Raw genomic sequence first — 18,305 nt, 5'->3', positions numbered from 1 at the left:
ATCCGCAGCTCCTTGGTGTCAGTTTTGTCGGGCGTGTTCCGCCCGCGTTCGATGGCCCATGAATTTAAGCGAGTGGCCCGTTTCTCGACTGCGAGAAAAATCGGGCCAAGGGGATAATGGTCGCCCGTGGTTCGGGATATCCGATGGGCGCATTTGGAGGCTAATATGCGTAAAGCAACCTTGTTTGCCGGTCTGATTGCTGGTTTCAGCACACTGGCTATGAACGCGGCGCAGGCCGTCGAGATCGAATATTGGCAGTATGTCTTCGACTCGCGCGTCAAGGCGATGGACCAGCTGATCGAGAACTTCGAGAAGGCCAATCCTGACATCACCGTCAAGCAGACGACCTTCCCCTATGCCGACTACCAGACGCGCGTCATCGCTGCGAAGATGGGCGGCCAGGGCCCCGACGTGATGCAGCTGTTCTACGGCTGGCTCGACAAGTTCGTTGCCGGCGGCCTGCTGCAGCCGCTGCCGACCGATGCGTTCCCGCACGACAAGATCGAAAGCGAATTCTTCCCGATCGTCAGCGCCATGAAGCGCGGCGAGGACTATTACGGCCTGCCGACCGCCGTGCGGTCGCTGGCGCTCTTCTACAACAAGAAGCTGTTCACCGAAGCCGGCCTCGACCCGGCGAACCCGCCCAAGACGCTCGACGAGTTCGTTGCCGCCGCCGAGAAGGCGACCAAGCGTGACGCCGCCGGCAATCTGATCGTCGCCGGCTCGACCCTCGACATGGCCGGCCAGGATCACCAGTGGTGGCGTGAAGTGCTGGTCCGCCAGTTCGGCGGCCAGCCCTACACCGACGGCGACCGCAAGGTGGCCTACAACACCGAAGCCGGTGAAAAGGCGCTGAAGTTCTACACCGACCTGCAGACCGAGAAGAAGATCGGCCAGGCCGGCTTCATGGACGAAGGCCAGGCGGCCTTCCGTGCCGGCATGGCGGCGATGACCATCGACGGCACCTTCCGTCTCGGCGCCTTCAAGTCGATCGAAGGCTTCGAGTGGGGCGTGACCGAACTGCCGGCAAATGCCGACGGCACCCGTTCCAACTATGCCAGCTACTTCGCCAACGGCATCTCGGCGACGACCAGCGGCGAGAAGCTCGAAGCCTCGAAGAAGTTCCTGGCCTACATCTCCTCGCCCGAGGCGATGGACGTCTGGCTGAAGACGGTCGGCGAGCTGCCGGCACGCCGTTCGGCGGCCATGACCGAAGCCAATCTTGCCGATCCGGTCTACGGCCCGTTCCTCAAGGGCCTCGAATACGCCCGCACCACCATGTTCGTTGATGAGGCAGCCCAGCGCCAGACCACCATCGACATGGCCAACCGCGTGCTGCTCGAAGGCCAGTCGGTGAAGGATTCGCTCGCACAGGCCGCAGCGGCCGAGCAGGCGATCATCGACGCAGCAGCCCCGAAGTAAGGCGAAGGCTTGATGTCTGTGACAGCGGATCAACAGGGGGCGGCGCTGAGCCGCCCCGGCGCGACCTTCTGGGAACGCCGTTCCATGCGGACGAAGCGGCTGGTGTGGGTGTGGAGTTTCCTCGCTCTGCCGATCCTGTTCTATTCGGTGATCCGCTTTTACCCGACCATCGAAGCCTTCTGGCTTTCGCTGACCAACTGGGACCTTTTGAAGCCGCCGCAGTTCATCGGCCTGGCCAACTACGAGAAGCTGTTCGCAGACCCGCAGTTCTGGAAGGTGTTCAAGAACACCTTTGCCTATCTGCTCGTCGGCACGCCGATCAGCCTGTTGCTGTCATTCGTCATTGCCTACCATCTCGATCGCGTGCGTTTCATGCACGGGTTGATCCGTGGTCTCTACTTCCTGCCCTATTTGACCACGGCTGCCGCGATGGCCTGGGTGTGGCGCTGGTTCTACCAGCCGGCACCGATCGGCGTGATCAACAATGCGCTCGGCACGCTCGGCATCCCCCAGCAGCCGTTCATCCGCTCGGTCGACCAGGCCTTGCCGTCGATCATGCTGACGGCGATCTGGGCCGGCCTCGGCTTCCAGATCATCATCTTCATGGCCGGCCTGCGGTCGATCCCCAACACCTTCTACGAGGCGGCGCGCATCGACGGCCTCGGCGAATGGGCAATCCTGCGCAAGATCACGCTACCGCTGCTCAAGCCGACAACCGTGTTTCTCGTCGTGTTCTCGTCGATCGGCTTCCTGCGCATTTTCGACCAGGTCTACAACATGACCACCAACGACCCGGGCGGCCCGCTCGGCTCGACCAAGCCGCTGGTGCTGATGATCTACCAGACGGCGTTTTCGTCCTACGCGATGGGATATGCGGCGGCCCAGACAGTGGTGCTGTTCACCATCCTGCTGTTCGTATCGCTGTTGCAGCTCTGGATCCTGAGGGAAAAGAAATGAGTGCCGTCACCCAAACGCCGGCGCTGTCCCACGCCAACGTCAAGCCCGGCCGCATCCTCGCCTGGACGCTGTTGTTCATCGGCGGCCTGATCATGGTGACGCCGCTGGCCTTCATGTTCTCGACGTCATTCAAGACGGCCGGCCAGGTCTATGACCTCAGGCTCATTCCGGCAGCGCCGACCTTCGCCAACTACATCGCGATCCTGGCCGACGGGCGCTTCATGCGCTGGTTCTTCAACTCGATGTTCGTCGCCGTCATGGTGACGCTGTCGAATGTCTTCTTCGACAGCCTTGTCGGCTACACGCTGGCCAAGTTCGAATTCCGCGGCCGCTACTTCATCTTCCTGGCCATCCTGTCGACGCTGATGATCCCGACCGAGATGCTCGTCATCCCGTGGTACCTGATGTCGGCCAATCTCGGCTGGCTGGACAGCTATTGGGGCATCATGTTCCCCGGCATGATGACGGCCTTCGGCACCTTCCTGATGAAGCAGTTCTTCGAAGGCGTGCCCAACGATTTCCTCGAGGCAGCCCGCGTCGATGGCCTGAACGAGTTCCAGATCTTCTGGAAAGTGGCGATGCCGCTGGTGACACCGGCTCTGTCCGCGCTTGCCATCTTCACCTTCCTCGGCAATTGGACCGCGTTCTTCTGGCCGCTGATCGTGACCACCAGCAAGGAACTCTACACCTTGCCGGTCGGCCTATCGAGCTTCGCGGTCGAACAGTCCATCCAGTGGGAAATGATCATGACGGGTGCTGCGATCGCCACGCTGCCGACGCTGATCGTTTTCCTCGTGCTCCAGCGCTACATCGTCCGCGGCGTCATGCTCGCCGGGCTCAAGGGATAAAAAATGTCTGAACTGAACCCGAGGCTCTCCGACAAGAGCGTCTTCCCCGATCCCGTCTACAAGGAGACGGTGCTTCGGCCGCTTTTCGACGGCGCCAAGACACACCATGTCGACGGCTTCCGCGCCATCGACCGGGCGCATCTGGTAATGCTGACCGAGACCGGCATTCTTGATGCCAAGCAGGCGTCGGCGATCGCCGGCGCTCTCGAAGCCATCGACCGTGAAGTCGATCCTGAGAAGCTGGTCTATACCGGCGAGGTCGAGGACTTCTTCTTCCTTATCGAAAAGGAACTGAAGGCCCGCCTCGGCGCTGATGTCGCCGGACGCCTGCACACCTCGCGCTCGCGCAACGACATCGACCACACGCTGTTCAAGCTAGGGCTCAAGCAGCGCATCGATGCGCTGATGGTCAAGGCGCGACATCTGCTGGCCGCGATGATCGACGCGGCCGAGCGTGAAAAGGCGACACTGATCGTTGCCTACACGCACGGCCAGCCGGCGCAGCCTTCGACATTCGGGCATTACCTGTCGGCTGCCATCGAGGTGCTGCTCCGCGACATCGAGCGCTTCGAAGAGGCGCGCAAGATCGTCGACCTGTCGCCGATGGGGGCCGCCGCCATCACCACGTCGGGTTTCCCGATCGACCGGCAGCGCGTCGCCGATCTGCTCGGCTTTGCCGCACCCTTGCGCAATTCCTACAGCTGTATCGCGGCATCCGACTACATCACCTCGACCTATTCGGCGATCGAGCTGATGTTCCTGCATGTCGGCCGCCTGATCCAGGACTTCCAGTTCTGGACCAGCTTCGAGGTCGGACAAGTCTACGTGCCGAACGCATTCGTGCAGATCTCCTCGATCATGCCGCAGAAGCGCAACCCGGTGCCGATCGAGCATATGCGGCTGCTCGCCAGCCAGACGATGGGCCGCGCCCGCACCGTGCTCGGTGTCATCCACAACACGCCGTTCACCGACATGAACGACAGCGAAGGTGAAACGCAGTCGATGGGCTACGAGGCGTTTACCGCTGCCTCCCGCGTGCTCGACCTGCTCGCCGCCTTCGTCGGCGCGATCCGCATAGATCCGGAGCGTGTGGCTGAAAACATCCGCCGCTCGTGCATCACCATCACCGAACTTGCCGACTCGCTCGTCCGCATCGAGGGCCTGTCCTTCCGCGAGGCGCACGAGATCGCGGCGACGGTCGCCAAGGCAGTGGTCGCGGCTGGCGGCGGGCTTGCCAAGGATGGCTACGCGCCGTTCCTCGACGCCTTCAGGCATTCGACCGGACGCGAACCGAGCTTCGGCCGTGACAAGTTCGAAGAGATCGTCTCGCCCGAACATTTCGTTGCCGTGCGCGACCGTTTCGGCGGCCCGGCACCGGCGGCGATGGCCGAGGCGATCGGCGTCTACAGGAAGAAGGCAGCGGCATTGGAAGCCGTCGCACAGGAACATGCCGGGCACGAGGCGAAAGCCGCAAAAGAACTCGGTGAGAAATTCAAGGCACTGGCGGGGGCGCTCTGATGGCGACGATCGAACTTGAAAAGCTGGTCAAGCGCTACGGCAAGGTGGACGTCGTCCAGGGTATCGACCTTGAAATCGCCGACGGCGAATTCGTGGTCTTCGTTGGGCCTTCGGGCTGCGGCAAGTCGACGACCTTGCGCATGATCGCCGGGCTCGAGGACATCTCCGGCGGCACGCTGAAGATCGGCGGCGAGGTGGTCAACGAGCGTGACCCCAAGCAGCGCAACATCGCCATGGTGTTCCAGAACTACGCCATCTACCCGCACCTGACCGTGCGCCAGAATATCGGCTTCGGTCTCTACACCTCGAAGCTGTCCAAGGCCGAGAAGGACCAGCGCATCGAAGAGGCGGGCAAGATCCTCGGCCTGGAGAAATATCTCGACCGCCGTCCGGCGGCTCTTTCGGGCGGTCAGCGCCAGCGCGTCGCCATCGGCCGCGCCATGGTCCGCAATCCTTCGGCCTTCCTGTTCGACGAGCCATTGTCCAACCTCGACGCCCAGCTGCGCGCCCAGATGCGCATCGAGATCAAGCGCCTGCACCAGAAGCTCAAGACGACCACAGTCTATGTCACCCACGACCAGGTCGAGGCGATGACCATGGCCGACCGCATCGTCGTCATGAAGGACGGCCACATCCTGCAGGTGGGCACGCCGACCGATCTCTACGAAAACCCGGTCGATGTCTTCACCGCGCGCTTCATCGGCAGTCCGTCGATGAACCTGGTGCCGGGCCGCAAGAACGGCAAGGGCATCGAGCCCGCTGCCGGCGGCGACATCCTGATTGGTGTGCGCCCGCACGAACTGACTGCAGCCGTCGAGAAGTCGGACGGTGGTCTGGAGCTCACCGGAACGGTGACGGCGGTCGAGCCGCTCGGACCGGAGACGCTGGTGCATCTCGATGTCGACGGCAGTGCCGTGATTGCCACTGCGCCGAGCAAGTTCATCCCCGCGACGGGCAGCACGCTGACCTGCCGCGCGGCGCCTGGCAGCCTCTATCTCTTCGACGCCAAGACCGAGAAGAGCCTGGGCCGGCAATGACATCGAAAAATGCCAAGCGTCCGGCGGTGCTCAGCATCGGGCGGATTTACTGTGACCTGATTTTCACCGGCCTGGCTGCGCTGCCCGAGCCGGGGCGCGAGGTGTTTGCGCAGGACATGAAGATGGCTGCCGGCGGCGGCGCGTTCATTGCGGCCGCCCACATGGCCCATGCCGGGCGTCAAGTCGCTCTGGTGGCGCGCCTTGGCACGGACGCGCTGTCGACAGGGATCGAGGCTGAGCTCGGTGCCAGCAATGTCGACCTGCGCTTCGTCGAGCATTCACCCGGTGCCGGGCCGCAGGTTACCGTCGCATCGGTGATCGGCAACGACCGCGCCTTCCTGTCGCGGCGTGCTGGGACCGCGCTGCCGGCGACGCTTGACGCCGCACTCGACTGGAGCGACGCCGGCCATCTGCACATCGCCGAATATGCCACGCTGCACGAGATCCCCGATCTGGTCAGCCGCGCCAAGGCCAGGGGGCTGACCGTCTCGCTCGATCCGAGCTGGGACGAGACGCTGATCTACGAAGCCGAACTGCTCGATCGCTGCGCCGGCGTTGATATCTTCCTGCCCAACATGGAAGAGGCCACCGCCATTACGCAGGAGAACGATCCGATCGCGGCAATCGAGATCCTGTCCAGGGACTTTCCGATCGTGGCCCTGAAAGCGGGCGGCGAGGGCGCGTGGTTGAAGGCCGCTGCCCAGTTGCTGCACCGGCGGGCCGAAGAGGTCCCTGTCGTCGATACGACGGGCGCGGGCGATGCCTTCAATGCAGGCTTCATCGACGCATGGCTTTCGGGTCAGTCCGAGCAAGCCTGCCTTGCCGCCGGCATCACTTATGGCAGCCTTGCCGTCCAGGCGGCGGGAGGTTCGGCGATCCTGCGCCAGCCGCTGCGCAGGGCTGCTGGCTGACGGTTACGAACGAGGCGCGCCGCCTGCTACGGCCGGCTAATCAAAAGCGAGATGCCCTGGCCGACACCGATGCACATGGTGGCCAGCGCGCGTCTTGCGCCACGCAGGTCGAGTTCCAGCGCTGCGGTCAGTGCCAGACGTGCGCCCGACATGCCGAGCGGGTGGCCAAGCGCGATGGCGCCGCCGTTCGGATTGACGTGGCCCGCGTCGTCGGCAAGGCCGAGCTGGCGCATGCATGCCAGCGACTGCGCGGCGAAGGCTTCGTTGAGTTCGATTATATCGATGTCTGATATGACAAGGCCGGCGCGGTCCAGAAGCTTTTGCGTCGAGCCGACCGGGCCGATGCCCATGATGCGCGGCGCTACGCCTGATGTCGCCATGCCATCGATTTTGGCAAGCGGCTTGAGACCGTGGCGTTCGACGGCGCGTGCCGATGCGATGATGACGGCTGCGGCCCCGTCATTGACGCCCGACGCGTTGCCGGCGGTCACCGTGCCGCCATCTCTGAAGGGTGCCGAAAGGCCCGCAAGCTTTTCGATCGTCGTTTCGCGCGGATGCTCGTCGTGCTCGACGACGGTCGCTTCGCCCTTGCGGCCCTTGATGGTGACAGGAGCGATTTCGCGGGCAAAACGGCCGCTCTTCTGCGCTGCGGCGGCACGAGCCTGGCTGCGCAGGGCGAAGTGATCCTGATCCTCGCGTGAAATGGAAAACTCGGCGGCGACGTTCTCGGCCGTTTCAGGCATGGAATCGATGCCGTATTGTCTTTCCATCAACGGATTGACGAAACGCCAGCCGATGGTGGTGTCGAAGATCTCGGTGCTGCGCTGGAATGCGCTTGAAGCCTTGGGCATGACAAAAGGCGCGCGCGACATGCTTTCGACGCCGCCGGCAATGATGATGTCAGCTTCTTCGAGCTTGATGGCGCGTGCTGCATAACCAACCGCGTCGAGGCCGGAACCGCAGAGGCGATTGATCGTCGTTCCGGACACCGATACCGACAGGCCCGCAAGCAGGCCAGCCATGCGGGCGACATTGCGGTTGTCTTCGCCGGCCTGGTTTGCGCAGCCGAGCACGACCTCATCGATCTGGTCGGCGGGGATGCCAGGGTGCCGCGCCAGCGCTTCGCGAATGGCGTGAGCGGCGAGATCATCAGTGCGCACAGAGGCAAGCGCGCCGCCATAACGGCCGATCGGGGTGCGGACGCCGCCTACGATGTATGCTTCGGTCATGGTGTGATGTCCTTGTGCGTTTCGGCTGCAAACATCGGCCCGCCCTTGTGCGCCGGAAAACCGTAGCCATTGATCATCACCAGATCGATGTCGCTCGATCGCGCGGCGATGCCCTCGGTGAGCAAGGCAGCGCCTTCGTCGGCCATGGCGCGCAGCAACCGGTCGACGATCTCGTCGACCGTAAAGCGGCGGGGCGAGATGTCCTTGGCCGCGCGTGCGGCGGCGATCAGCGCAGTGACCTCTGGATCGACGGCCTTTTCGCCTGACGCATAGTCGTACCAGCCCTTGCCTGTCTTGCGACCGAAACGGCCGGCTTCGCAAAGCTTGTCGGCGATCTCGACATAACGCGCGTTTGGATCGCGCGTTGCCGCCTGCCGCTTGCGTCGCGCCCAGGCGATCTCCAGCCCGGCCATGTCGTAGACGGTGAAGATGCCCATCGGAAAGCCGTAGGCTTCGAGTGCTGCGTCGACCTCTTCGGGGGCTGCACCGTCCTCGACCATGAACTCCGCCTCGCGGCGATAGGCCGAGAAGATGCGATTGCCGATGAAGCCTTCGGTTACGCCTGAGACCACCGGCAGCTTGCCGAGTTTCCTGGCGAAGGCCAATGCGGAAGCGAGCACGTCGGGCGCGGTTGCCTTGCAGTCGACGACCTCGACCAGGCGCATGATGTTGGCCGGCGAGAAGAAGTGCAGGCCGACCACGCGCCCAGGGTGAGCAGTCGCCGCTGCGATCTCATCGGGGTTCAGGTAGCTGGTGTTGGTTGCGAGGATCGCATCCGACCTGACGATGCCGTCGAGGCGCTGGAACAGCTCGGTCTTGACCGCGAGATCGTCGAACACCGCCTCGATGACGAGGTCTGCTGCGGCGAGTTCGCCGATGTTCGCAGCCACAGCCAGCCGCGCAAGGCATCCGTCGCGAACTGTCGCCGCAAGGCGCTCTGACTGGACCGCCTTGTCGAGAATGCCGGCGATGCGCTCGCGCCCTTTGGTGGCGGCGTCTTCGGTCTGCTCGATGCCGACGACGCGGTAGCCAGCTGTCAACGCTGCGACCGCGATGCCGGCGCCCATCAGACCGGTACCGACGATGCCGACCGTCTCGATCCTGCGTGGGGCAATGCCCTCAAGCTTGTCGACCTTGCCGGCTTGCCGCTCGGCGAAGAAGACATGGCGCAGGGCTGCCGCCTCATTGGAATCCCGCAGGCGCAGGAAGGTGGCGCGCTCCTCGGCGAGACCGTCCCGGAAAGTCCTTTCCGAAGCCAGCCGGACAAGGCGAACGGCCTCGGCAGGTGCCGATTGGCCGCGTGATCTGGACAAGACCTTTTTTGACGCCGCCTCGACGGCGGCCAATTCGGCGATCGGGACATCGAGCAAGCCCGTGCGCCTTTGCGACTGACCGGCGAGTTGATGGACAAGGCCGACGGCTGCCGCGAGATGATCGGCTGCGACGCCGTCGACAAGGCCGAGCTTGATGGCTTCATCAGGCCTGACTGTGCGGCCGCTGCCGATCAGGTCGATTGCCGCGACGGTGCCGATGAGGCGCGGCAGGCGCTGGGTGCCGCCGGCGCCCGGCACGATGCCGAGCTTGACCTCGGGCAAACCGAAACTCGCCGCCTCGCCGGCAACGCGCCCATGGCAGGCAAGCGCGATCTCGCAGCCGCCGCCGAGGGCAGCACCATTGACGGAAGCAACCACCGGCTTGCTGCAATTCTCGATGCGCTGCATGACCTCGGGAAGCGTCGGCTCGACCGGTGGCTTGCCGAACTCCCTGATGTCGGCGCCGCCGACAAAGGTGCGGCCGGCGCCGGTGATGACGACGCCGATGACGGTGCCAACGGCTGACGCATGGTCGAGTGCCTTGACCAGCCCCTGCCGGACATGCGCCGAGGTGGCGTTGACGGGCGCATTGTCGATGATGACGACGAGCACGCCGTCACGGATGCTGCCCGAAACGCTCTCCGAAAACCGCGTCGCGCTCATGGCTATGCCGGGATGACCGCGGTGGCCTGGATCTCGATCTTGGCGCGGTCCTCGACCAGCGCCACCACCTGCATGGCGGCCATGGCGGGGAAGTGGCGGCCGATCACATCGCGATAGGCCTGGCCGAGGCCGCGCAGGTTCTCGGTGTATTCCTTCTTGTCGGTGAAGTACCAGGTCATCGTGGTGATGTGGTGCGGCTCGGCGCCGCCGGCCTTCAGCACGGCGACGACGTTTTCCAGCGTCTGGCGCACCTGGCCGACGAAGTCGTCGGTCTCGAACTGGCACTGCGCGTTCCAGCCGATCTGGCCGCCGACGAAGATGGTGCGGCCGCTCGCGGCGATGCCGTTGGCATAACCGATGGGCTTGGCCCACCCTTCGGGTTGCAGGATCTCATGCATCTCAAGTCTCCAGGCGGCTTTCGAGCGCGGCGCGGAGGTCATCCGGCCAGGCAAGCGATTTGTGGGTATCGAGCGAAGTGGCGACCACGCTGTGGCGGGCGCTCCAGAGCAGCGTGCCGGCGGCCGAAACCTTGTGCTCGAGATCGAGCGAGGAGCGGCCGATGCGGCGGACGAACAGCTCGAAGTCGAGCGTGTCGCCATGGAAGCCCGGATGGGCAAAGGTGAGGTCCAGTCGCACCGTCGGCGTGCCGATGCGCCGTTCGGCGATCAGGTCTTTCCACGGCGCACCGGCATCGCCGAAGAACTCCTCCAAAACACCGACGAGGATGTTCAGGTAAGACGGGAAGTAGGCGATTCCGGAGGGATCGCAGTCTCCGAAACGCAGCGGCCTTGAGGTACGGAAGGGCACGTCAGCTCTCCTACCTCGAGGCCTTCATCAGCTCGCGGCCGATGATCAGCTTCTGCACTTCGGTGGCGCCTTCGTAGATGCGCAGCGCACGGATCTCGCGATAGAGGCGCTCGGTGATCTCGCCGACACGCACGCCGCGGCCGCCGAACAGCTGCAGTGCCTGGTCGATGACCCACTGGGCGTTCTCGGTCGCCGTCATCTTGGCCATGGCGGCCTCGCGGGTGATCGGCAGCTTTTGCACGTCGCGCCGCCAGGCAGTACGCACGGTCAAGAGCGAGGCTGCGTCGATGGCAGTCGCCATCTCGCCCAGCGTGCTCTGAGCGGTCGGCAGGTCGGCCAGCGTCGCCCCGAACATCTTGCGGGACCTGGCGTGCGCTACGGCTTCGTCGAGGGCGCGGCGGGCAAAGCCGAGGGCTGCGGCAGCCACTGACGGCCGGAAAATGTCGAGCGTGCGCATGGCAATCTTGAAGCCTTCGCCCGGTTCGCCCAACAGCTGGGATGCCGGGATGCGGCAATTGTCGAACCTGACGCGTGCCAGGGGATGCGGGGCGATCGTCTCGATGCGCTCGGTGATCGAAAAGCCCGGAGTGTCGGCATAGACGACGAAGGCCGAGATACCGCGCGTGCCGGGCGCCTCGCCGGTGCGGGCAAAGACGGTGTAGACGTCGGCGATGCCGCCATTGGAGATGAAGACCTTCTCGCCGTCGAGCACATAGGTGTCGCCATCACGGCGGGCGCTGGTACTCATGGCGGCAACGTCGGAGCCGGCCTCTGGCTCGGTCAGGGCGAAGGCCGAGATCAGTTCGCCTCGGGCAATCCTAGGCAAGATGGCCTGCTTGAGTTCGTCCGTACCGGACAGGCTGATCGCGCCGGTGCCCAGTCCCTGCATGGCAAAGGCGAAGTCGGCGAGACCGTCGGCATAGGCCAGTGTCTCGCGGATCAGGCAGAGCGAGCGGCTGTCGATCACGTCCGACGCGCCGCCGAAGGCCGCCGGCACGCAGTGGCGCAGGATACCCGCCTGACCAAGCGCCGCCACCAGCTTCTTGCAGGCGCCGTCGGCATTGCCATGGTCGATCTCGCCCAGCCCGCCGCTGGCGATGAAGGCGTCGAGTTCAGCCGCCAACGCGCGGTGGGGGTCGGCGAAGAACGGCCAGTCGAGGTGGTCGCGGGTTGGCGCACTGGTCGGCATCAAATGCGCGGCCATGGCTCAGTTCCCCTTGAATTCGGGCTTGGCTTTGGCGGCGAAAGCCTCGAAGGCGCGGCGAAAGTCGCCGGTCGCCATGCAGATCGCCTGGGCCTGCGCTTCGGATTCGATCAGCTGGTCGATGCCCATCGCCCATTCCTGGTCGAGCATCTTCTTGGTCATGGCATGCGCAAACCAGGGGCCGTCGGCCAGGTTACGGGCGAATTTCTGCGCCTCGGCGAGCAGTGCGCCACGCTCATGCAGCGCATTGTAGAAGCCCCAGGCATGGCCCTCGGTCGAGGTCATGACGCGACCGGTGAACAGAAGTTCGGCAGCGCGGCCCTGGCCGATGATGCGCGGAAGGATGCCGCAGGCGCCCATGTCGGCGCCGGCCAGGCCGACGCGGGTGAACAGGAAGGCGGTCTTCGCCTCCGGGGTTGCGACGCGGTAGTCGGACGACATGGCGATGATCGCACCGGCGCCAGCGCAGATGCCGTCGACGGCGGAGATGATCGGTTGCGGGCAGGCGCGCATCTGGCGCACCAGATCGCCGGTGAGGCGGGTGAAGTCGAGCAGGTCATGCATCGGCATGCGGGTCAGCGGCTCGATGATCTCGAAGACGTCGCCGCCCGAGCAGAAGTTGTTCTCGGCACCCGTGATGACGATGGCGCGCACGTCGCTGGCCCGGTGCAGGGCGCGGAACAGGTTGCCGAGTTCCTCGTAGCTCTCGAAGGTCAGCGGGTTCTTCTTCTCTGGGCGGTTCAGCGTGATCGTCGCGACCTTGCCGTCGGCATCGGTCTCGAACTTGAAGTGCTGAGCCTTGTGGCCCTGGAAGGGATGCTTCTTGTCCTGCATCGGGTTGGTCATGGTCATCTTCCCAGAACTTCGCCGCCGGCGACCGGGATCGCCTGGCCTGTGATTGCGGTTGCCTTTTCCGAGGCGAGCCAGAGCACGGTGTCGGCCACTTCCTCTGGTGTCACCAGCCGCCCTTGCGGATTGACGCGGGCGAGCGTGGCGCGTGCCTCTTCGGCCGAACGCCCGGTCTTGCCGGTGATGGTTTCCACGGCGCCGTCGAGCAGCGGCGTGTCGGTGAAGCCGGGGCAAACCGCGTTGACGGTGACGTCGGTGCGGGCAAGCTCAAGAGCCAGCGCGCGCGTCATGCCGACCACGCCATGCTTTGAGGCGCAATAGGCTGAGACATAGGCATAGCCGGTCAGGCCGGCGGTGCTGGCGACATTGACGATGCGGCCCTTGCCGGCGCGCTTGACCGAAGCAAGCGCTGCCTGTGTGACCAGGAACGTGCCGGTGAGGTTGATGCCCATCACCCGGTTCCACAATGCCAGGTCGGTTTTGTCGAACGGTGCCGACGGCGCTTCGCCGGCGCAGTTGACCAGCACGGCGATGTCGCCTGCATGCGCAATCGCCTTGGCGATGCCTGCCTCGACCGAATGCGCTTCAGTGACGTCGAAGCCATCAAGGACGAAGGCCTCGCCGCCGATCTTGGCGATCTCGTCGCGCACCGCCTCGAGCGGCGCGGCACGCCGTCCGCACAGGCTGACGCCGTGGCCGTCGGCGGCGAGCGCCAGTGCGATGGCGCGGCCGATGCCGCTGCCGGCGCCGGTGACCAGGGCGTGACGCTTGGCCATGCTCATGCCTTGCCCGTGGGAGCAGCCGCCGCGGCGCGGGCGAGGTTGTTCACATATTGGGCACGGGCCGAATGATACTGCTTTGGCCAGGCCTGTTCGGCATAGCCGATCTTTGCCGCCTCATGCATGACGAAAGACGGGTCGGCGAGGTGCGGGCGGGCGACGGCGCAGAGATCGGCGCGGCCGGCGGCGATGATCGAGTTGGCGTGATCGGCTTCCGAGATCGCACCCACGGCAATTGTCGGCACCTGGATCTCGTTGCGAATCTTGTCGGAGAAGGGCGTCTGGAACAGGCGACCATAGACTGGCTGCTCTTCCTTGACCACCTGGCCCGACGAGCAGTCGATCATGTCGGCGCCGGCGTCCTTGAACATCCTGGCGAAGATCGCCGCGTCTTCAGGCGTGTTGCCGCCTTCGTACCAGTCATGGGTGGAGAGACGCACCGAGATCGGCTTGTCCTCAGGCCAGACGGCACGAATGGCGCGGAACACTTCGAGCGGATAGCGGGCGCGGTTCTCGTGGTTGCCGCCATATTCGTCGTCGCGCAGGTTGGTCAGTGGCGACAGGAAGGAGGACAGCAGGTAGCCGTGGGCGGCATGCAGTTCGAGGATGTCGAAGCCGAGGTCGCGGGCCCGTTCCGTGGCGCTGACGAAATCGGCCAGAACGCGATCCATATCCTCGCGGGTCATGGCGCGCGGCATGTCCGAATGCTTGAGATAAGGCAGGGCGGAGGCCGAGATCAGCGGCCAGCCACCCGAGGTTACCGGCTGGTCGATGCCTTCCCAGGCAACCTTGGTCGCGCCCTTGCGGCCGGCATGGCCGATCTGGATGCCGATTTTCGCCGGCGTCTGCTGGTGGACGAAGTCGACCATGCGCTTGAAGGCTTTCGCCTGCTCGTCGTTCCACAAGCCGAGGCAGCCGGGCGTGATGCGCGCGTCTGGCGACACGCAGGTCATCTCCGGGAAGACAAGCGCCGCACCACCCATGGCGCGGGCGCCGATATGGACGAGGTGGAAGTCGTCGGGCAGGCCGTCGGTGGCCGAATACATCGCCATCGGCGACATCACGATGCGGTTCTTCAGCGTCAGCCCGCGGATCGAGAACGGCGTGAACATCGGCGGCGGCACCGAGCCGTTGGGGGCAGGCGATACGCCGGCGCGCTCGGCGAACCAGCGCTCGAAACCTTCCAACCAGTGCTTGTCGCGCAGGCGCAAATTCTCATGGCTGATGCGCTGCGAGCGGGTCAGCATCGAATACATGAATTGCTCGGGTTCGAGCGTGTCGGCATAACGGGTGCCCACGACTTCGAACCACTCCATGGCGTTGCGTGCCGCATTCTGGATGCGGGCGACGTCGACGCGGCGTACTTCTTCATAGGCTTCGAGCACGGCCGGGATGCTGGCCTTGTCGTGGCCGATGAGGTCGAACTGGCGGGTCAGCTCGATGGCGTCGTCGATGGCAAGCTTCGTGCCGGAGCCGATGGCGAAATGTGCAGTATGGGCACTGTCGCCCATCAGGACGACGTGGCTTTGACCATTGAAGTGGCTCCACTTGTCGCAGATCAGGCGGCCGAAATTCAGCCAGGCCGAGCCGCGCAGATGGCGCGCGTTCGTCATCAGCTTGTGGCCTTCGAGCGTCCCGGCAAACAGCTTCTCGCAAAACGCGATCGACTGATCCTGGTCCATCTCGTCGATGCCATGCGCCTTGAACACTTCGTCGGTGGTTTCGACGATGAAGGTCGAGGTGTTGTCGTCGAAACGATAGATGTGCGCCTGGAACCAGCCGTGCTCGGTGCGCTGGAAGTCGAAGGTGAAGGCGTCGAAGCGCTTGTCGGTGCCGAGCCAGATGTAGCGGTTCGGCCGCATCACCATGTCGGGCTTGAAGATGTCGGCATATTTGTGCCGGATGCGCGAGTTCACGCCATCCGACGAGATGATGAGGTCGGCTTCGGGGAAGTCCTGGTCGCCCTGCACGTCGGTCTCGAACACCAGCTCTACGCCGAGCTCGATGCAGCGCTCCTGCAGGATGTTCAGCATCTTTTTGCGGCCGATGCCGACGAAGCCGTGGCCGGTGGTGCGGATCTTGCGACCCTTGAACACCAGCTCGATGTCGTCCCAGTGGTTGAAGGCGTCCTCGATGGTCTCGGCGGTAGCCGGGTCCCACTGGCGCATCGACTGCATGGTGGCGTCGGAGAAGACCACGCCCCAGCCGAAAGTGTCGAAGGGCCGGTTGCGCTCGACGACGGTAACCTGATGCTCGGGGTGCTGCTTCTTCATCAGCAGGGCAAAATAGAGACCGGCCGGTCCGCCACCGATACAGACAATGCGCATGCCGTCCTCCTCCTGAAGCCGTTCGGTCCAGTGGACATGCGTGCCCGACCCTGACCATGGAGGCACCATGGACGCTTTCAAAAAAAACTTCAAGCTTAAAGTTATTTTGGAAGTGAACGCAAAAAGGCCCCGGTCGGCGAGCGTGCGACCGGGGCCAGAAGGGCCTGAATGTACTAGCGCGACAGGTACGTCGTGGTATCCACGAGTTCGCCATAGCCGAAGGCGATCGCTGCCATGACGGCGTCGTGGACCTGGGCGGCCGGCACCGTCTTGCCGTTGAACTCGAGATCGCGCGTGGCGCAGGCATCGTGAACGACCGATGTCTTGTAGCCGAAGTCGGCCGCAGCACGGGTGGCGCCTTCGACGCACATGTGGCTCATCGCGCCGACTATAACGACTTCCTCAATGCCCTTGGCGTCGAGCGTCGCCTTGAGATCGGTCTCGCGGAATGAATTGACGAAGTTCTTGGTGATGACCTTCTCGCCGTCGGCCGGGGCGACGGTGGCGTTGATCTCGATGCCCGGCGTGCCGGGCGCAAAGATCGGAGCGTCGGCGGCCTTCGAGAGATGGCGGACATGGATGACGGTGTCGCCCTTGGCACGTGCCGCCGCGATGATGCGGGCGGCATTTTCAGTTGCCTGTTCGATGCCTACGAGCGGCATCTTCCCGCCCGGGAAATATTCGTTCTGGATGTCGATGGCGATCACCGCGCGTTTGCTCATGTCCCTGATGCCTTTGCTGTTGGGAAGGATGTTGCCTGCAGGATGCAATGGATTATGGTGCCGACCCATTGGCGATATCGACATAACAAGGGGTGATTTCGACAAATGGCAAAAGCTGGCGTCATCGAGATCGGGCTGGTGTTGTACCCCGGCGCGCAGATGTCGGCGGTGCTTGGCATGACCGACCTGTTCGAGCTCGCCAACCGCACCGCCAACCGCAAGAGCCATGATATGCCGCCGAACCAGCTGCGCGTCAGCCACTGGCGCGCGGACCAGGCGGAGCATGCGCCTCAGCGGGTGTTCGACACCCATCCCGACGCTTCTGGCGTAGCTGAGGTCTATGTCGTGCCGCCGGCGCTCGGCGATCCGATTTCGCGAGAGACTATCGCGTCGCTCGCCGGCTGGCTGCGCCAGCGCCATAGTGCTGGCAGCGTGCTGGCGTCCGTCTGTGCCGGCGCCTTCGTGCTCGGCGAAACCGGGTTGCTGGCCGGGCGGGCGGTGACGACGAACTGGGTCTATGACGAGGCGTTCCGGTCGCGTTTTCCCGAGGCGAGGCTCGACACCGACAGGCTGCTCATCGATGACGGCGACATCATCACTGCCGGCAGCCTGATGGCCTGGACCGACCTCGGCCTCCGGCTTGTCGACCGTTTTCTCGGGCCGACCGTCATGATCGAGACGGCCCGCATCCTGGCGCTCGACCCTCCCGGGCGCGAGCAGCGCTACTACAGCGCGTTTGCGCCGCGACTCAGCCATGGCGACGCCGCCATCCTCAAGGTGCAGCATTGGCTGCAGGCGGGCGAAGGCAAGGAACTGAACCTGGCCGTGCTGGCGTCAATGGCCGGCCTTGAGGAACGCACCTTCCTGCGCCGCTTCCAGAAGGCGACCGGGCTCACCACAACGGAATATGGCCAGCGCCTGCGTGTCGGCAAGGCGCGCGAGCTGCTGCAATTCACCACGCAGACGGTCGACAAGGTGGCCTGGGAGGTCGGCTATGGCGATCCTGGTGCTTTCCGAAAAGTCTTTGCTCGCATCGTCGGGCTGACGCCGAGCGACTACCGGGCCCGGTTTCGGGCTTAGCGCATTATTGAGGCGAGTGACGCAGCGCTTAGCTGCCCTTGGCCAGCGACGCGACGATGGAGCGCTTCAGCTTGCCGAGTTCGTCGAGCAGGATGCCGCCGTCCTTGGCCGACAGAGTGCCGAACAGGTCGCCGATCCAGTCGGCATGGGCTGCGGCCATCTTCTCGAATTCGGCGCGGCCGAAGGGCGTCAGCGCGATGATCTGGACGCGGCGGTCGGTGGGCGAGGTGGTGCGGCTGATGTGGCCGCTCTCGGCCAGGCGCTCGACCAGGACGGTGATGTTGCCGGGCGATACCATCATGCGCTTGGACACTTCGCCCAGCACCATGCCGTCCTGGGCGCGTTCAAGCTGCGCCATCAGGTCGAAGCGGGGCAGGGTGGAATCGAACTCTTCGCGCAGGCGGCGGCGCACTTCTGTTTCAACCAGCGTCGAGCAGGTCAACAGGCGCAGCCAAAGGCGAAGCTCGGTGCCGTGATCCGCAGGCGCTTCGAGTACCTTGGTCTCGCCGTCCACCCAGCCTTCGGCGCCGGCTGTATCCTTGCGCTCTTCCATCTGTGTCAGGGTCTTTCCTCGCCGCGGCCGGTGCGCCGGCTATCCTCTCGGGCAGTTGTAGTGCCGTTTCGCGCGATAGTACAAGC

Annotated in this window: 17 protein-coding genes; 7 read left to right on the top strand and 10 right to left on the bottom strand. The window is 64.4% G+C overall.

Annotated elements, in window-relative coordinates:
- Nucleotides 1–165: 165 nt before the first annotated feature.
- Genes IG197_RS28140 through IG197_RS28115 form a run of 6 tightly spaced genes read left to right on the top strand, consistent with a single transcriptional unit; the run spans nucleotide 166 to nucleotide 6,693 of the window.
- Entirely contained in the window at nucleotides 166–1,422 is a 1,257-nt protein-coding gene (locus IG197_RS28140; protein ID WP_192320357.1) for an extracellular solute-binding protein, read from the top strand.
- Between the two features lie 18 nt (nucleotides 1,423–1,440).
- The gene (locus tag IG197_RS28135) at nucleotides 1,441–2,379 is read left to right on the top strand and encodes a carbohydrate ABC transporter permease (protein WP_067968462.1); all 939 of its coding nucleotides are present in this window, start codon (nucleotides 1,441–1,443) and stop codon (nucleotides 2,377–2,379) included.
- Entirely contained in the window at nucleotides 2,376–3,227 is an 852-nt protein-coding gene (locus tag IG197_RS28130; RefSeq protein ID WP_192320355.1) for a carbohydrate ABC transporter permease, read from the top strand. Before IG197_RS28135 ends, IG197_RS28130 begins: the two co-directional genes overlap by 4 nt.
- A 3-nt stretch (nucleotides 3,228–3,230) precedes the next feature.
- Entirely contained in the window at nucleotides 3,231–4,745 is a 1,515-nt protein-coding gene (argH, locus tag IG197_RS28125; RefSeq protein ID WP_192320353.1) for an argininosuccinate lyase, read from the top strand.
- A complete protein-coding gene (locus IG197_RS28120) occupies nucleotides 4,745–5,782 on the top strand; it encodes an ABC transporter ATP-binding protein (RefSeq protein ID WP_154384300.1) in 1,038 nt (345 codons plus the stop codon). Before argH ends, IG197_RS28120 begins: the two co-directional genes overlap by 1 nt.
- Entirely contained in the window at nucleotides 5,779–6,693 is a 915-nt protein-coding gene (locus IG197_RS28115) for a carbohydrate kinase family protein (RefSeq protein ID WP_192320351.1), read from the top strand. The genes IG197_RS28120 and IG197_RS28115 overlap by 4 nt, the downstream gene beginning before the upstream one ends.
- A gap of 26 nt (nucleotides 6,694–6,719) precedes the next feature.
- Here IG197_RS28115 and pcaF read toward each other — a convergent pair whose 3' ends face one another.
- The 9 genes from pcaF to IG197_RS28070 form a co-directional block, all read right to left on the bottom strand.
- On the bottom strand, nucleotides 6,720–7,922 hold the full coding sequence (gene pcaF, locus IG197_RS28110) for a 3-oxoadipyl-CoA thiolase (protein ID WP_192320349.1): 1,203 nt from the start codon (nucleotides 7,920–7,922) through the stop codon (nucleotides 6,720–6,722).
- A complete protein-coding gene (locus IG197_RS28105; protein WP_192320347.1) occupies nucleotides 7,919–9,898 on the bottom strand; it encodes a 3-hydroxyacyl-CoA dehydrogenase NAD-binding domain-containing protein in 1,980 nt (659 codons plus the stop codon). The genes pcaF and IG197_RS28105 overlap by 4 nt, the downstream gene beginning before the upstream one ends.
- Nucleotides 9,899–9,900: 2 nt before the next feature.
- Nucleotides 9,901–10,296: a RidA family protein gene (locus IG197_RS28100; protein WP_067967726.1), complete on the bottom strand. Its 396-nt coding sequence runs from the start codon at nucleotides 10,294–10,296 to the stop codon at nucleotides 9,901–9,903.
- A 1-nt stretch (nucleotide 10,297) separates the two neighbouring features.
- The gene (locus tag IG197_RS28095) at nucleotides 10,298–10,705 is read right to left on the bottom strand and encodes a thioesterase family protein (protein ID WP_067967728.1); all 408 of its coding nucleotides are present in this window, start codon (nucleotides 10,703–10,705) and stop codon (nucleotides 10,298–10,300) included.
- 10 nt (nucleotides 10,706–10,715) lie between these two features.
- Entirely contained in the window at nucleotides 10,716–11,909 is a 1,194-nt protein-coding gene (locus IG197_RS28090) for an acyl-CoA dehydrogenase family protein (RefSeq protein WP_246765453.1), read from the bottom strand.
- 3 nt (nucleotides 11,910–11,912) lie between these two features.
- The gene (locus IG197_RS28085; RefSeq protein ID WP_067967731.1) at nucleotides 11,913–12,761 is read right to left on the bottom strand and encodes an enoyl-CoA hydratase family protein; all 849 of its coding nucleotides are present in this window, start codon (nucleotides 12,759–12,761) and stop codon (nucleotides 11,913–11,915) included.
- Complete coding sequence (locus IG197_RS28080; protein ID WP_371746586.1) at nucleotides 12,758–13,534, bottom strand: SDR family NAD(P)-dependent oxidoreductase; 777 nt, start codon at nucleotides 13,532–13,534, stop codon at nucleotides 12,758–12,760. Before IG197_RS28080 ends, IG197_RS28085 begins: the two co-directional genes overlap by 4 nt.
- Before the next feature lie 2 nt (nucleotides 13,535–13,536).
- Nucleotides 13,537–15,864: a bifunctional salicylyl-CoA 5-hydroxylase/oxidoreductase gene (locus IG197_RS28075; protein WP_192320343.1), complete on the bottom strand. Its 2,328-nt coding sequence runs from the start codon at nucleotides 15,862–15,864 to the stop codon at nucleotides 13,537–13,539.
- Nucleotides 15,865–16,037: 173 nt separating this feature from the next.
- Nucleotides 16,038–16,586: a cysteine hydrolase family protein gene (locus IG197_RS28070; RefSeq protein WP_192320341.1), complete on the bottom strand. Its 549-nt coding sequence runs from the start codon at nucleotides 16,584–16,586 to the stop codon at nucleotides 16,038–16,040.
- 105 nt (nucleotides 16,587–16,691) lie between these two features.
- Between IG197_RS28070 and IG197_RS28065 the strand changes: the two genes are divergently transcribed.
- Complete coding sequence (locus tag IG197_RS28065; RefSeq protein ID WP_192320339.1) at nucleotides 16,692–17,666, top strand: GlxA family transcriptional regulator; 975 nt, start codon at nucleotides 16,692–16,694, stop codon at nucleotides 17,664–17,666.
- 28 nt (nucleotides 17,667–17,694) lie between these two features.
- Here the strand turns inward: IG197_RS28065 and IG197_RS28060 are convergent, their stop codons facing one another.
- The gene (locus IG197_RS28060) at nucleotides 17,695–18,219 is read right to left on the bottom strand and encodes a MarR family winged helix-turn-helix transcriptional regulator (RefSeq protein ID WP_182574331.1); all 525 of its coding nucleotides are present in this window, start codon (nucleotides 18,217–18,219) and stop codon (nucleotides 17,695–17,697) included.
- Nucleotides 18,220–18,305: the final 86 nt, after the last annotated feature.

Source organism: Aminobacter sp. SR38, from assembly GCF_014843375.1.
Taxonomy (GTDB): Bacteria; Pseudomonadota; Alphaproteobacteria; order Rhizobiales; family Rhizobiaceae; genus Aminobacter; species Aminobacter ciceronei.
The sequence above is the reverse complement of the archived record's forward strand: the minus strand, read 5'-3'. Positions and strand labels throughout refer to the sequence as shown.

Excerpts from the sequence above, each read along its gene's own strand:
- IG197_RS28140 (WP_192320357.1), top strand. The coding sequence starts at position 166 with ATGCGTAAAGCAACCTTGTTTGCCGGTCTGATTGCTGGTTTCAGCACA.
- IG197_RS28130 (WP_192320355.1), top strand. The coding sequence starts at position 2,376 with ATGAGTGCCGTCACCCAAACGCCGGCGCTGTCCCACGCCAACGTCAAG.
- argH (WP_192320353.1), top strand. The coding sequence starts at position 3,231 with ATGTCTGAACTGAACCCGAGGCTCTCCGACAAGAGCGTCTTCCCCGAT.
- IG197_RS28120 (WP_154384300.1), top strand. The coding sequence starts at position 4,745 with ATGGCGACGATCGAACTTGAAAAGCTGGTCAAGCGCTACGGCAAGGTG.
- IG197_RS28115 (WP_192320351.1), top strand. The coding sequence starts at position 5,779 with ATGACATCGAAAAATGCCAAGCGTCCGGCGGTGCTCAGCATCGGGCGG.
- pcaF (WP_192320349.1), bottom strand. The coding sequence starts at position 7,922 with ATGACCGAAGCATACATCGTAGGCGGCGTCCGCACCCCGATCGGCCGT.
- IG197_RS28105 (WP_192320347.1), bottom strand. The coding sequence starts at position 9,898 with ATGAGCGCGACGCGGTTTTCGGAGAGCGTTTCGGGCAGCATCCGTGAC.
- IG197_RS28100 (WP_067967726.1), bottom strand. The coding sequence starts at position 10,296 with ATGCATGAGATCCTGCAACCCGAAGGGTGGGCCAAGCCCATCGGTTAT.
- IG197_RS28090 (WP_246765453.1), bottom strand. The coding sequence starts at position 11,909 with ATGGCCGCGCATTTGATGCCGACCAGTGCGCCAACCCGCGACCACCTC.
- IG197_RS28085 (WP_067967731.1), bottom strand. The coding sequence starts at position 12,761 with ATGACCATGACCAACCCGATGCAGGACAAGAAGCATCCCTTCCAGGGC.
- IG197_RS28080 (WP_371746586.1), bottom strand. The coding sequence starts at position 13,534 with ATGGCCAAGCGTCACGCCCTGGTCACCGGCGCCGGCAGCGGCATCGGC.
- IG197_RS28075 (WP_192320343.1), bottom strand. The coding sequence starts at position 15,864 with ATGCGCATTGTCTGTATCGGTGGCGGACCGGCCGGTCTCTATTTTGCC.
- IG197_RS28070 (WP_192320341.1), bottom strand. The coding sequence starts at position 16,586 with ATGAGCAAACGCGCGGTGATCGCCATCGACATCCAGAACGAATATTTC.
- IG197_RS28065 (WP_192320339.1), top strand. The coding sequence starts at position 16,692 with ATGGCAAAAGCTGGCGTCATCGAGATCGGGCTGGTGTTGTACCCCGGC.
- IG197_RS28060 (WP_182574331.1), bottom strand. The coding sequence starts at position 18,219 with ATGGAAGAGCGCAAGGATACAGCCGGCGCCGAAGGCTGGGTGGACGGC.